The 13,145-nt window shown below is 73.1% G+C and carries 14 protein-coding genes; 11 read left to right on the top strand and 3 right to left on the bottom strand.

Going from position 1 to position 13,145, the window contains the following annotated elements:
* Positions 1-46: 46 nt before the first annotated feature.
* On the bottom strand, positions 47-856 hold the full coding sequence (locus ACTFTM_RS25475; protein ID WP_449562962.1) for an enoyl-CoA hydratase-related protein: 810 nt from the start codon (positions 854-856) through the stop codon (positions 47-49).
* Positions 857-875: 19 nt separating this feature from the next.
* On the opposite strand from ACTFTM_RS25475, the gene hemW reads away from it, so the two are divergent.
* Positions 876-2,099 carry a radical SAM family heme chaperone HemW gene (gene hemW / locus ACTFTM_RS25470; protein WP_449566727.1) on the top strand — a complete coding sequence of 408 codons (1,224 nt, stop codon included), beginning with the start codon at positions 876-878 and terminating at the stop codon, positions 2,097-2,099.
* Between the two features lie 63 nt (positions 2,100-2,162).
* On the opposite strand, the gene ACTFTM_RS25465 is transcribed toward hemW, so the two are convergent.
* Positions 2,163-2,801 (bottom strand): DUF4870 domain-containing protein, encoded by a 639-nt coding sequence (locus tag ACTFTM_RS25465; protein ID WP_449562961.1) that lies wholly within the window; start codon positions 2,799-2,801, stop codon positions 2,163-2,165.
* 199 nt (positions 2,802-3,000) lie between these two features.
* On the opposite strand from ACTFTM_RS25465, the gene hrcA reads away from it, so the two are divergent.
* The 3 genes from hrcA to ACTFTM_RS25450 all read left to right on the top strand — a co-directional run bounded on the left by hrcA (position 3,001) and on the right by ACTFTM_RS25450 (position 5,981).
* On the top strand, positions 3,001-4,023 hold the full coding sequence (gene hrcA, locus ACTFTM_RS25460) for a heat-inducible transcriptional repressor HrcA (protein WP_355053206.1): 1,023 nt from the start codon (positions 3,001-3,003) through the stop codon (positions 4,021-4,023).
* A gap of 73 nt (positions 4,024-4,096) precedes the next feature.
* A complete protein-coding gene (dnaJ, locus tag ACTFTM_RS25455) occupies positions 4,097-5,245 on the top strand; it encodes a molecular chaperone DnaJ (protein ID WP_433539303.1) in 1,149 nt (382 codons plus the stop codon).
* Position 5,246: 1 nt separating this feature from the next.
* The gene (locus tag ACTFTM_RS25450; protein WP_449562960.1) at positions 5,247-5,981 is read left to right on the top strand and encodes a 16S rRNA (uracil(1498)-N(3))-methyltransferase; all 735 of its coding nucleotides are present in this window, start codon (positions 5,247-5,249) and stop codon (positions 5,979-5,981) included.
* Between the two features lie 235 nt (positions 5,982-6,216).
* On the opposite strand, the gene ACTFTM_RS25445 is transcribed toward ACTFTM_RS25450, so the two are convergent.
* Entirely contained in the window at positions 6,217-6,978 is a 762-nt protein-coding gene (locus tag ACTFTM_RS25445; RefSeq protein WP_449562959.1) for an SDR family NAD(P)-dependent oxidoreductase, read from the bottom strand.
* 47 nt (positions 6,979-7,025) lie between these two features.
* On the opposite strand from ACTFTM_RS25445, the gene ACTFTM_RS25440 reads away from it, so the two are divergent.
* From ACTFTM_RS25440 to era, 7 genes are all read left to right on the top strand, one after another.
* Positions 7,026-7,385, top strand: coding sequence for a histidine triad nucleotide-binding protein (locus ACTFTM_RS25440; RefSeq protein ID WP_393055180.1), 360 nt, complete (start codon positions 7,026-7,028; stop codon positions 7,383-7,385).
* A complete protein-coding gene (locus ACTFTM_RS25435; protein WP_449562958.1) occupies positions 7,382-8,767 on the top strand; it encodes a serine hydrolase domain-containing protein in 1,386 nt (461 codons plus the stop codon). The genes ACTFTM_RS25440 and ACTFTM_RS25435 overlap by 4 nt, the downstream gene beginning before the upstream one ends.
* A gap of 131 nt (positions 8,768-8,898) precedes the next feature.
* Complete coding sequence (locus ACTFTM_RS25430; protein ID WP_449562957.1) at positions 8,899-9,957, top strand: PhoH family protein; 1,059 nt, start codon at positions 8,899-8,901, stop codon at positions 9,955-9,957.
* A gap of 15 nt (positions 9,958-9,972) precedes the next feature.
* Entirely contained in the window at positions 9,973-10,446 is a 474-nt protein-coding gene (ybeY, locus tag ACTFTM_RS25425) for an rRNA maturation RNase YbeY (protein ID WP_449562956.1), read from the top strand.
* Positions 10,422-11,846 carry a hemolysin family protein gene (locus tag ACTFTM_RS25420; RefSeq protein ID WP_449566726.1) on the top strand — a complete coding sequence of 475 codons (1,425 nt, stop codon included), beginning with the start codon at positions 10,422-10,424 and terminating at the stop codon, positions 11,844-11,846. Before ybeY ends, ACTFTM_RS25420 begins: the two co-directional genes overlap by 25 nt.
* Positions 11,839-12,225: a cytidine deaminase gene (locus ACTFTM_RS25415; RefSeq protein WP_449562955.1), complete on the top strand. Its 387-nt coding sequence runs from the start codon at positions 11,839-11,841 to the stop codon at positions 12,223-12,225. Before ACTFTM_RS25420 ends, ACTFTM_RS25415 begins: the two co-directional genes overlap by 8 nt.
* A 5-nt stretch (positions 12,226-12,230) precedes the next feature.
* Positions 12,231-13,127, top strand: a complete 897-nt coding sequence (era, locus tag ACTFTM_RS25410; RefSeq protein ID WP_449566725.1) for a GTPase Era — start codon at positions 12,231-12,233, stop codon at positions 13,125-13,127.
* Positions 13,128-13,145 lie beyond the last annotated feature (18 nt).

The raw sequence follows: 13,145 nt of genomic DNA, 5'->3' as shown, positions 1-13,145 counted from the left end.
CCGTCACGTACCGATCGGGACGTTCCCGCTCAGGCGCGGAACTCACCTACCCGGCATGATCAGCGGAATTGCCGTCCAGAGCGGCCACCCATCGAGCCGGTCGCTTCTCGCGGAACGCCATGACCCCCTCGCGGCCCTCGTCGGAGAGGAAGTAGCCGGTGGAGAGCGCGGAGAGGCGGGCCAGGTCGCCACGCAACTCGGCGGTGCCCGGCCGGCGCAGCAGATCCTTCGTGCCGGCCAGCGCGCCGGGCGCGCCGCGGACCAGGGAGTCGCAGTAGCCCCGCACCGCGTCGTCCAGCTCCCGCGCCGGCACCGAGGCCGTCACCAGGCCGACCTCGGCGGCCCGCCGCCCGTCGAAGGTGTTCCCGGTCAGGTACAGCTCGGCCGCGGCGCGGGGGTGCAGCCGGGGCAGCACGGTCGCCGAGATCACCGCCGGGATCACCCCGATGCGGACCTCGGTGAACGCGAACGTCGCCTCGTCGGCGCAGACCGCCAGGTCGGCGGCGGCGACCAGGCCCAGTCCGCCGGCCCGCGCGGGCCCGGCGACCCGGGCCACGACCGGCTTCGGACAGTCCCAGAGCGCCGCCAGCACGTCGCCCAGCATGCCGGCGGGCACGGTTCCGCTCGCGTACGCCGCGGCGGTCTCCTTCAGGTCCGCGCCGGAGCAGAAGACCGGACCGGTGTGGTCAAGCACGATCACGCGGACCCGGTCGTCGGCCACCGCGTCCGCCAGCCCGGCCAGCAACTGGGTCATCAGCGCGGTGGAGAGCGCGTTGCGGTTGTGCGGGCTGTCCAGGGTGAGGGTGGTCACCCCGCGGGCCGTGGCGACCCGCACGAGCACGTCGGGAGAGGTCATGCCGGGCACACTAGTGGCCATGCCCGGCGTCCTTCCAGATGGTGAGACCGTCCCCGTCGACGGGTCGTTGCCCGCCACCGCCACCACGGCGGTCGGCGCGCGCGGCTTCGGCGTGTACGTGCACGTCCCGTTCTGCGCCAGTCGCTGCGGCTACTGCGACTTCAACACGTACACGGCCGCCGAGCTGGGTGGCGGCGCGAGCCGCGAGGCGTACGCCGACACCGTGCTGGCCGAGCTGGCGCTCGCCGCCCGGGTGCTCGGCGACAGCCCGCCACCCCGCGTCGACACCGTCTTCGTCGGTGGCGGCACGCCCACCCTGCTCCCCGCCGACGACCTGGCCCGCATCCTCGACGGCATCGACCGCACCTGGGGGCTCGCCGCCGACGCCGAGGTGACCACCGAGGCGAATCCGGAGTCGGTCACCCCGGAGTCGTTGAAGCTGCTGCGGGCCGCCGGCTACACCCGGATCTCGCTGGGCATGCAGTCCGCGTCGCCGGGGGTGCTGGCGATCCTCGACCGCAAGCACAGCGCCGGGCGGGCCACCGCCGCCGCCCGGGAGGCGCGCGAGGCCGGGTTCGACCACGTCAACCTGGACCTGATCTACGGCACGCCGGGGGAGCGGGCCGAGGACTTCGCCGCCACGCTGGAGCAGGTCGTCGCCTCCGGTGTCGACCACGTCAGCGCGTACGCCCTCATCGTGGAGGACGGCACCCGGCTCGCCGCCCGGATGAAGCGCGGCGAGGTGCCGTACCCCAGTGACGACGTGGCGGCGGACCGCTACCTGGCGGCGGAGGCCGCCCTCGACGCGGCCGGCCTCTCCTGGTACGAGGTGTCCAACTGGGCGCGCACCGACGAGGCCCGGTGCCGGCACAACCTGCTCTACTGGACCGGCGCGGACTGGTGGGGCCTCGGGCCGGGCGCGCACAGCCACGTCGGCGGGGTGCGCTGGTGGAACGTGAAGCACCCCACGACGTACGCCCAGCGGCTGGCGGCCGGCGCGTCACCCGGCCTGGCCCGCGAGGTGCTCACCACGGACGAGGCGCACATGGAGGACGTGATGCTCCGGCTGCGGCTCGCCAGCGGACTGCCGCTGGAGGTGCTGGACGACGCGGGCCGGGCCGGCGCCGCGCGGGCGCTCGCCGACGGCCTGCTGGACGCCGAGGGGTACGCCGCCGGACGGGCGGTCCTCACCCTGCGCGGCCGGCTGCTCGCCGACGCGGTCGTGCGGGACCTGCTGCCCTGAGCCGGACGCTCCGCCCGGCCGGCGGCGGTGTGCCGGACCGGCCGGGGGAGCGGCCGGCCCGGGTCACTTGATGAAGTTCGCGGAGAGCGGGTAGCGGTAGAGCTGCCCCTCGTTGGCCTTGATCCCGGCGAGGATGCCGCACACGGCCCCGAGGATGATGGCCGCCGCGACGCCGATGAAGCCGATGAGGATGCAGGACAGCACCCAGCCGACCAGGCCGACGATCGACCAGATGAGCTGGAAGTTGAGCGCCGACACGGAATGCGCCCGGACGGTCGGCGACTGGTTGCCCCGGGCCAGCAGCGCCACCAGCGGGGCGATCCAGCCGAGCACGCCACCACTGATCATCATGCCGGCCGCGCCGCCGAAGTGTGCGATCAGCGCCCAGGTCTTGTCCTCGTTGTTGGCGTAGCCGCCGCCCGGACCGCCGAAGGCGCCGCCGGTCGGATACCCGCCAGTCGTGCCACCCGGCGGGTAGTCCCCAGGTGGAGGGTAACCACCCGGCGGAGGGTAGCCGCCCGACGGCGGTTGGTCACCGGTGGGCGGCGGATAGCCACCGGCCGGGGGATAGCCGCCCGGGCCGGGTGCCCCGGACAGTGGTGCGGTGGGCGGCTCGGCCGACGAGGACGAGCCGGGGAGATTCGGCTCCGGCGGGTAGCTGCCGGGGTCTCCCGCGCCGGGAGGGCGAGGTGGTTCAGTCATGGTTGTCACGGTAGGTGCCGTGAGCAACGCCGCACCAGTGCCACACCGCCGGTCGGGTCCTACGCGCCGGACGCGGACAACCTTGATCATCGCGTCGGCGGGAGCGCCGACGTAGACTGGCACTCGTTACAGTCGAGTGCCAGGACGGTCCGTCGGCCCCGGTGGGCCGGCGGCCGACGTGCGACAGGAGGTGCGGAGGATGGGTCTGGACGACCGCAAGCTCGCCGTGCTCCGCGCCATCGTCGAGGACTACGTCTCGACCCAGGAGCCCGTCGGCAGCAAGGCGCTGGTCGAGCGGCACCAGCTCGGGGTCTCCCCGGCGACGGTCCGCAACGACATGGCGGTGCTGGAGGAGGAGGGCTACATCCGGCAGCCGCACACCAGCGCCGGCCGGGTGCCCACCGACCGCGGCTACCGCCTCTTCGTCGACCGGCTGTCCCGCGTCAAGCCGCTCAGCCCGGCCGAGCGGCGGGCCATCGAGCGCTTCCTCGTCGGCGCCGTCGACCTCGACGACGTGGTCCACCGCACCGTACGGCTGCTCGCCCAGTTGACCCGGCAGGTGGCCGTGGTGCAGTACCCGAGCCTCGCCCGCTCCTCGGTTCGCCACCTGGAGCTGGTGCCGATCTCCACCACCCGGTTGATGCTCGTCATGATCGCGGACACCGGGCGGGTCGAGCAGCGGCTGGTGGAGCTGCCCGGGCCGGTGCCCGCCGACGACGTCACCGACCTGCGTCGCCTGGTCAACGAGAAGCTCGCCGGCGAGCGCATGTCCGACACGCCTCCACTGGTGCAGGCGTTGGTCGAGGAGGCGCCGGTCCAGCTGCGCCCGGCCATGACCACGCTCTCCACGGTCCTGCTGGAGACGCTCGTCGAGCGGCACGAGGAACGCATCGCGCTGGCCGGCACCGCCAACCTGACCCGGGGCGGTCTGCTCGACTTCCAGGGTTCGCTGCGGCCCATCCTGGAGGCACTGGAGGAGGAGGTCGTGCTCCTCAAGCTCATCGGCGAGACCGAGCCCAGCACGACCCGTGTGCTGATCGGCGACGAGAACGAGTTCGACAACCTGCGTGCCGCCTCGGTGGTCAGCACCGGGTACGGCCCGGGGGCCACCATCGTGGGCGGCCTGGGAGTGCTGGGGCCGACCCGGATGGACTACCCCGGCAATATCGCCATGGTGCGCGCCGTGGCACGCTACGTGGGCGAGCTGCTGGCCCAGAACTGACCAGTCAGGGCCGACGGCCGGCTGCGGCCGCCGGTCGGCGCAACGCGAGACGAACATGAGGACACGGAACGCAGTGGCCAGGGACTACTACGGCATCCTCGGTGTCAGCCGGGAAGCCTCCGATGACGAGATCAAGCGCGCCTACCGCAAGCTGGCACGCCAGTTCCACCCGGACGTCAATCCGGACCCGGAGGCCCAGGAGAAGTTCAAGGACATCAACGCCGCGTACGAGGTCCTCTCGGACGACCGGAAGCGGCAGATCGTCGACCTGGGTGGCGATCCGCTCGCCCCGGGCGGCGGGGGCGCGGGCGGCCCGGGTGGTCCGGGCGGCGCCGGCCCGTTCGTCGGTTTCCAGGACATCATGGACGCGTTCTTCGGTGGCGCCGCGGGTGGCGCCGGCCGTGGGCCGCGTCCCCGCACCCGGCCCGGCGCGGACGCGATCCTGCGCCTCGAACTGGACCTGCACGAGACGGCGTTCGGCGTCGAGGCGCCGATCACGGTCGACACCGCCGTGCTCTGCACCACCTGCTCGGGCGCGGGCACGGCCGCCGGCACCCACCTGGCCACCTGCGAGGCGTGCGGCGGTCGGGGCGAGGTGCAGTCGGTGCAGCGCACCTTCCTCGGCCAGGTGGTCTCGGCCCGGCCGTGCACCGTCTGCCAGGGCTACGGCACGACCATCCCGCACCCCTGCCCGACCTGCGCCGGCGACGGCCGGGTACGCACCCGCCGTTCGCTCACCGTCAAGATCCCGGCGGGCGTCGAGGACGGGATGCGGATCCGGTTGGCTCAGCAGGGCGAGGTGGGCCCGGGCGGTGGCACCGCCGGGGACCTCTACGTGGAGATCCACGAGCGCCCGCACGACGTCTACTCCCGCAAGGGCGACGACCTGCACTGCCGCGTCACCGTGCCGATGACCGCCGCCGCGCTGGGCACCCGGCTCACCATCAAGACGCTGGACAGCGAGGAGACCGTCGACGTCAAGGCCGGCACCCAGCCGGCCAGCACGCTGCGCCTGCGCGCCCGGGGCGTACCGCACCTGCGCGGCACCGGCCGGGGCGACCTCTACGTGCACCTGGACGTCCGGACGCCCACCAAGCTCGACCCCGACCAGGAGAAGATGCTGCGCGACTTCGCCAAGACCCGGGGCGAGGAGGTCGCCGAGCTGACCAAGCAGGGCGGCTTCTTCTCCCGGATGCGGGACGCGTTCAACGGCCACGCCTGACGTGTCCGCGCCGCTGTTCCTCCTCGACGCGCTGCCCACCGGCGACACGTTGACGCTCGACGGTCCCGAGGGACACCACGCCGCCACCGTGCAGCGGCTGCGGGTCGGCGAGACGTTGCTGCTCGCCGACGGTCGGGGTGGCACGGCCGCCGCCGTGGTCACCGCCGTCGGCCGGGGCAGCCTCGAGGTCGCCGTCACCTCCCGGGGGTACGCGGACGCGCCCGTACCCCGGATCGTCACCGTGCAGGGCATCGCCAAGGGTGACCGGGGCGAGCTGGCCGTGCAGGCGATGACCGAGGTCGGGGTGGACGAGATCGTGCCCTGGGCGGCGTCGCGCTCGGTGGCCCAGTGGCGCGGCGAGCGGGGCGTACGCGCACGCGAGAAGTGGGTCGCCACCGCCCGCGAGGCGGCGAAACAGGCCCGCCGGCCCTGGCTGCCCGTCGTGGCCGGCGCGCCGGACGAGTCCACCGCCACGGTCGCCCGCCGGATCGCCGGCGCCGCCGCCGGGTTCGTCCTGCACGAGGAGGCCGACGAGCCGCTGACCGGCGTCGACCTGCCGTCGGCCGGGGAGATCGTCCTCGTCGTCGGCCCGGAGGGTGGCATCGCCCCGGCCGAGCTGACCGCCTTCCGCGAGGCCGGTGGCCGGCCGGTACGCCTCGGACCGGAGGTCCTGCGTACCTCCACGGCCGGGGTGGCCGCGCTCAGCGTGCTCGCCACCCGCCTCGGCCGCTGGTAGCCGGCCCCCCGTCCGCTTCGGCCGCTGTGGCCTTGGCTCGCGGGCCGGTGGTTCGGGCGGCTCGGAGTCGCCCACTGCATTGAGCGTGATGCCTGTCAGTCATCAAGATGACGCACGGGCATCACGCTCAATGTGCCGTCCGCCGTCCGCCGTCCGCCGTCCGCCGTCCGTCGGCAGGAGGTGCGGCGTGCCGGCGGTCCGTCGGTGAACGCCGCATCGGGCTTGGGTCGCGAGGTCAGCTGCGCAGGTACGAAGCGCCGTTCAGGTCGACGATCGTGCCGGAGGCCCACTCGGCCTCGGGCGAGGCCAGCCAGTGCACCGCGGCGGCGATCTCCTCCGGCCGGGCCACCCGGTCGAACGGGCTCTGCGCCCGGATCGCCGCGCCCCGCTCACCGCGCAGGTGCTCGGTCGTCATGTCGGTCGCCACGAATCCCGGCGCCACCGTGGCGACCGTGATGCCGTACGGCGCGAGCGCCACGGCGAGAGACTGACCGAGCGCGTTCAGCCCCGCCTTGCTGGCGCCGTACGCCGGTTGCTCCGGCTCGCCCCGGAACGCGCCCCGGGACGACACGTTGACGATCCGGCCACCCCGCTCGCGCAGGTGCTGGGCGGCGCACCAGATCACGTTGCCCGCACCGGTCAGGTTTGTCTCCAGCACCTGCCGCCAGCGCGCCTGCCACTCGTCGTACGAGGTGCCGAAGATCGGGTGCGGGACGTCCCGCTCGCCGTACGTGCCGGCGTTGTTGACCAGCACGTCCAGGCCACCGAGCTGCTCGGCGGCCCGGTCGACCATGCTGCGGACCGCCTCGGGGTCGGTGAGGTCGGCGCGGACCACGACGTGCCCCGACCCGGGCAGCCCGGCGCGCAGTTCCTCGGCCGCCTCGGCGGAGTCGCGGTGGTGGATCGCCACCCGGTCTCCGCCGGCGGCGAACGCCTCCGCCACCGCCCGGCCGATGCCGCGCGAGGACCCCGTCACCAGAACCGCCCGATCCGTCATGCCGGCCATCCTGCCTCAGCCGTGCCTGCCGTCCTTACACTGCCCCGATGGGATCCGACTGCCTGTTCTGCCGCATCGTCGCCGGGGAGATCCCGGCCACCGTGGTCCGCGAGACCGACACCACGCTCGCCTTCCGCGACATCGACCCGAAGGCTCCGGTGCACGTCCTGGTCATTCCGAAGGAGCACTACGCCGACGTCGCCACCCTCGCCGAGGGTGACCCGGCGCTCGCCGGAGCCGTGCTGGCCACGGCCGCCGCGGTGGCCGAGGACGAGGGGCTGCTCGGCGACGGGTTCCGGCTGATGTTCAACACCGGGGCGTACGGCGGGCAGGAGGTGTTCCACGCGCACGCCCACCTGCTCGGCGGCGCGCCGCTCGGCCCGATGCTCGCCCGGGACCTGGCGTGACGGCCGGCCCCGACGCGTACGCCCGGTTGGAGCGGTTGGTTCGCCGGGTGCAGGCCGACGCCCGCGTGCCGGCGGTGTCGGCGGCGCTGCACCGGGCCGACCGGCCGCTGTGGCACTGCACCGTCGGGGGCACCGGCACCGACAGCGCGCTGGGATCGCACACCCAGTTCCGGATCGGCTCGGTCACGAAGACCTTCACGGCGGTGCTCACACTTCAGTGCCGCGACGACGGGCTGCTCGACCTGGACGACCCGGTGGGCCGGCACCTGGACCTGCCGGCGCACGGCGAGCTGACCGTGCGCCGGCTGCTCTCGCACACGGCCGGTCTGCAACGTGAACCGTTCGGCGACGTCTGGGACACCCTGGACGCGCCGGACGCCGCACGGCTGGTGGCCGATCTGGGCCGGGCCGAGCAGGTCCTACCTCCGGCGCGACGGTTCCACTACTCCAACCTCGGCATGGCCGTGCTCGGCCTGCTGGTCGATCGGCTGCGTGGCGGTGCCTGGGCGGAGGTGCTCGCCGAGCGGGTCCTGACGCCGCTGGGGCTGACCGACACGACCGTGACCCCTCGGCCCTCGGCGGCCACCGGGTTCCTGGTCGACGCGTACTCCGACGAGGCGCACCCCGAGCCGCCCACCGACTTCGGAGCGGTCGGCCCGGCCGCCCAGCTCTGGAGCACCGCGACCGACATGGCCCGCTGGGCGGCGTTCCTCGCCGACCCGGCGGCGCTCGACCCGGCGGGCGCGGTCCTCGCCCCGACGACGCTGGACGAGATGCGCTGGCCGTCGACCACCACCGACGAGACGCTCTGGGGCGCAGGCTTCGGACTCGGCCTGATCCTGATCCCACAGGGCGAGCGCGTGGTGCACGTGGGGCACGACGGGGCGATGCCCGGATTCCTCGCCGGGGTGTACGGCCGCCGGGGCGGCGACGGCACCGCCGGGGCGATGGGCGCCGCGGTGCTCGGCTCGTCCGGTACCGCGACCGAGTTGTTCGACCTGCCGCACCGGCTGCTCGCGGAGGCGGCCGCGCACGACCCGGCCGACATCGCCCCGTGGACGCCCGGCGCACCCGCCCCGGCGGCCCTGCGGGGGATGCTCGGTCGCTGGTGGGGCGAGGGTTTCGAGTACGTCTTCTCCTGGCACGACGGCACGCTGCGGGCGCAGCGCGAGGGCGACCCGCCGGGCCGCCCACCGGCGGTCTTCGCACCGCTGCCGGACCATCCCGACGTGTTCCGGACGGTCTCCGGCCGGGAGGTCGGCGAGCTGCTGCGGCTGACCCGCGACGAGGCTCGGACGGTGGTCCGGATGCACTGGGCGACCTACCGGTTCACCCGCCACCAGGAGACCTTCGACAGGTACGACTTCCGGGCCGGCGGTTGATCGCGGCCAGCGGAAATGGACGCGATGCGGCCCGCGTTGACCCGATACGATGGGTGTAACGTCCGCACGCCGTGCCAGCAGGGCCGGCGCCGAGATCGAGAGCAGGTGCGCAGGGCCCCTCGGCCCGACCTATGACTGGCACCCCACCTCCCGGCCCGCCCCGGGTGCAGACCAGGATCACCGTGCCCGACCCAAAGATCATGGTCAATCTGCTGGGCGCGGGCGACGAGATCCTGCGCCTCGTCGAACGCTCGGTCACCAGTGACGTGCACGTCCGCGGCAACGAGATCACCATCACCGGCGCTCCCGCCGACAACGCCCTCGCCGAGCGGGTCTTCAGTGAGCTGCTCGAACTCATCGAGAAAGGCGAGACCCTGACCACTGACGCCGTCCGGCGTACCGTCGGCATGCTCGAGCAGGGCAGTGCCGAGCGGCCCGCCGAGGTCCTGACCCTCGACATCCTCTCCCGTCGTGGGCGCACCATCCGCCCGAAGACCCTCGGGCAGAAGCGGTACGTCGACGCGATCGACTCGCACACCATCGTCTTCGGCATCGGCCCGGCCGGTACCGGCAAGACGTACCTGGCCATGGCGAAGGCCGTCCAGGCGTTGCAGGCCAAACAGGTCAACCGGATCATCCTGACCCGGCCGGCGGTCGAGGCCGGCGAGCGGCTCGGCTTCCTGCCCGGCACGCTCAACGAGAAGATCGACCCGTACCTGCGCCCGCTCTACGACGCGCTGCACGACATGCTCGACCCGGAGTCGATCCCGAAGCTGATGGCCGCCGGGACGATCGAGGTCGCCCCGCTGGCGTACATGCGCGGTAGGACCCTCAATGACGCGTTCATCATCCTGGACGAGGCGCAGAACACCACGCCCGAGCAGATGAAGATGTTCCTCACCCGCCTCGGCTTCAACTCCAAGATCGTCGTGACGGGTGACATCACCCAGGTGGACCTTCCCGGCGGGACGAGCAGCGGGCTGCGGGTCGTCCGGGAGATCCTGGGAAACGTCGACGACGTGCACTTCTCCCAGTTGTCCAGCTCTGACGTGGTGCGCCACCGGCTGGTCGGGGAGATCGTCGACGCGTACGCCCGCTGGGACGCCGAGCGGGAGAACCAGCAGGCGCAGGGCGTCCATGCCGTACCCGGGCGACCCGCCCAGGGCGGCCGGGCCGGCCGCCGCCGCTAAAGCAGAGGAAAGCAGTTGTCCATCGAGATCGCCAACGAGTCCGGTGTCGAGGTCGACACCGACGCCGTGCTCGCCGTCGCCCGGCACGCCCTCGACGAGATGGGGGTCAACCCCCTCGCCGAGCTGTCCGTGCTGCTTGTCGACATCGACTACATGACCGAGCTGAACCACCGCTGGATGGGTGGGGACGGCCCGACCGACGTCCTCGCCTTCCCGATGGACGAGGGAAGCGTCGACCACGGCCCGGGCGAGACCGCCCCGGCCGGCGGCGAGCCGGCCCTGCTCGGCGACATCGTGCTCTGCCCGGAGGTGGCGGCCAAGCAGGCCGCGACCGCCGGGCACGCCGCGTCCGACGAACTGCACCTGCTCACCGTGCACGGGGTGCTGCACCTGCTCGGCTACGACCACGCGGAGCCGGAGGAGGAGCGGGAGATGTTCGCCCTCCAGGCCCGACTGTTGGCAAGCTGGCGGTCGACCCGCACCCAGTGATGTCCACACCCGTGTTACTCGCGGCCGGCCCCACGGCCGGCCTTCCCGACCTGCAACTGATCGTCTTCGCGGCCGGCCTGGTGGTGCTGGCCGGTGTGATCGCGATGACCGAGGCGGCGCTCGCCGCGGTCTCACCGGCCCGGGCCGCCGAACTGGCCCGGGACGGCGTGCGCGGCGCCCGTACCCTCCAGGTCGTGGCCGGCGACGTCGTCCGGCACCTCAACCTGTTGCTGTTGCTGCGGCTGCTCGCCGAGCTGACCGCCACCACGCTGGTGGCGCTGGTCGCGGTGGACAGCTTCGGCGCGGGTTGGCGGGCGGCGCTGGTCACCGCGGGCGCGATGACCGTCGTCAGCTTCGTGGTGGTCGGTGTCGCCCCGCGCACCATCGGCCGGCAGCACGCGTACGCCGTGGGCCGGGCGGTCGCGCCGCTGGTCCGCTGGCTGGGTCGCGCGCTCAACCCGCTCGCGTCACTGCTCATCCTGATCGGCAACGCGGTCACCCCGGGGCGCGGCTTCCGGGAGGGGCCGTTCGCCAGCCAGGTGGAGCTGCGTGAGCTGGTCGACCTGGCCGAGCAGCGCGGCGTCGTGGAGCACGGCGAGCGTCAGATGATCCACTCGGTCTTCGCGCTCGGCGACACCATCGCCCGCGAGGTGATGGTGCCGCGCACCGAGATGGTGTGGATCGAGGAGGGCAAGACCCTCGCCCAGGCGCTGGTGCTCTTCCTGCGCTCGGGTTTCTCCCGCATCCCGGTGATCGGCGAGAGCGTCGACGACGTCCTCGGGGTGCTCTACCTCAAGGACCTGATCCGCCGCTCGCGCGGCGGCGACCCGGGCGCCGAGCAGGTGCCGGTGGCCGAGCTGATGCGACCGGCGACCTTCGTGCCGGAGTCCAAGCCGGTCGACGACCTGCTGTCGGAGATGCAGGCGGCGCGCAACCACCTGGTCATCGTGGTCGACGAGTACGGCGGCACCGGCGGCCTCGTCACCATCGAGGACATCCTGGAGGAGATCGTCGGTGAGATCACCGACGAGTACGATGTCGAACGCCCGCCGGTCGAACACCTCGCGGACTCCTCGGTGCGGGTCACGGCCCGCCTGCCGGTGGAGAACCTGGGCGAGCTGTTCGACACCGATCTGCCCACCGACGAGGTGGAGACGGTCGGTGGCCTGCTCGCCCAGTCGCTGGGGCGGGTGCCGATCCCCGGAGCGCAGGCCGAGGTGGCCGGCCTTCGGCTGGTCGCCGAGGGCACCACCGGCCGACGCAACCGGATCGACACCGTCCTGGTCAGCAGGGTGGAGTCGGGCGACAGGCAGGACACCACCGGGCGCGGCGACCACGCCGGCCCCGGAAGCGACCCGGACCACTATCGAGACGACGAGAGGCAAGCCGCCGATGCCTGAGACACCCGCCGCGCCCACCGCCCGGCCCACCCCCGGTGCGCCGGTGCCGCTGAGCGCCGAGGACGGCAAGCTCGTCGTCCTGGCCCGAGGCGCCCGTGCGCGGGTCGGTGCCGTGGAGGGCGCCGCGGTTCGGGACCAGGACGGTCGGACGTACGCGGCGGCCAGCGTGGCGTTGCCCTCGCTGACCCTCACCGCGCTCCAGTTGGCGGTGGCCTCGGCGGTCGCCGCCGGGGCGAGCCGGCTGGAGGCGGCGGCGGTGGTGACCGAGGCGTCGACGCTGGACGGCGCGGGGCATGCCGTGGTGCGTGACCTCGCGGCGGACGCGCCGATCCACGTCGCCGCCCCGGACGGCACGGTCCTCGGCACGGTGACCGAGTGACCCCCGTGCGCGATCCGGAGGCACGCCCGTACCGGGCCGGGTTCGGCTGTTTCGTCGGCCGACCCAACGCGGGCAAGTCGACCCTGACCAACGCGATCGTCGGCACCAAGATCGCGATCACGTCGAACAAGCCACAGACCACCCGGCACGTCATCCGGGCGGTGCTGCACCGCCCGGATTCGCAGCTGGTCCTGGTGGACACGCCGGGCCTGCACCGTCCTCGTACGCTGCTCGGCGAGCGCCTCAACGACCTGGTCCGCTCCACCTGGACCGAGGTCGACGTCATCGGTCTGTGCATCCCGGCGGACGAGCCGGTGGGGCGCGGCGACCGGTTCATCACGGGCGAGCTGGCCGAGCTGAAGGCGACCGTGCTGGCCGTGGTCACCAAGACCGACCTGGTGGACAAGCGCCGGTTGGCCGAGCAGTTGCTCGCGGTCAGCGAGCTGGGGGAGTTCGCCGAGATCGTGCCGGTGAGCGCGGTCTCCGGGCATCAGGTGGACACGCTCGTCGACGTCATGACCAAATACCTGCCGGCGTCGCCGCAGCTCTACCCGGACGACATGCTGACCGACGACCCGGAGCAGGTGCTGGTCGCGGAGCTGATCCGGGAAGCGGCCCTGGAGGGCGTCCGCGACGAGTTGCCGCACTCCATCGCCGTGGTGGTGGAGGAGATGATCCCCGAGGGTCAGCTCATGAAGATCTACGCCGACGTGTACGTGGAGCGTCCCAGCCAGAAGGCGATCGTGCTCGGCCACCGGGCGAGCCGGCTCAAGGAGGTCGGCACCACCGCCCGCCGGCAGATCGAGGAGCTGCTCGGCTCGCGGGTCTACCTGGACCTGCACGTCCGGGTCGCGAAGGACTGGCAGCGCGACCCGCGGCAGTTGCGCAAGCTGGGTTTCTGAGGCGTCGTTTGGTTCGTG

This window comes from Micromonospora sp. RB23, assembly GCF_053585025.1.
Note: the sequence above shows the minus strand (reverse complement) of the source record. Positions and strands in the feature narration are given on the sequence as shown.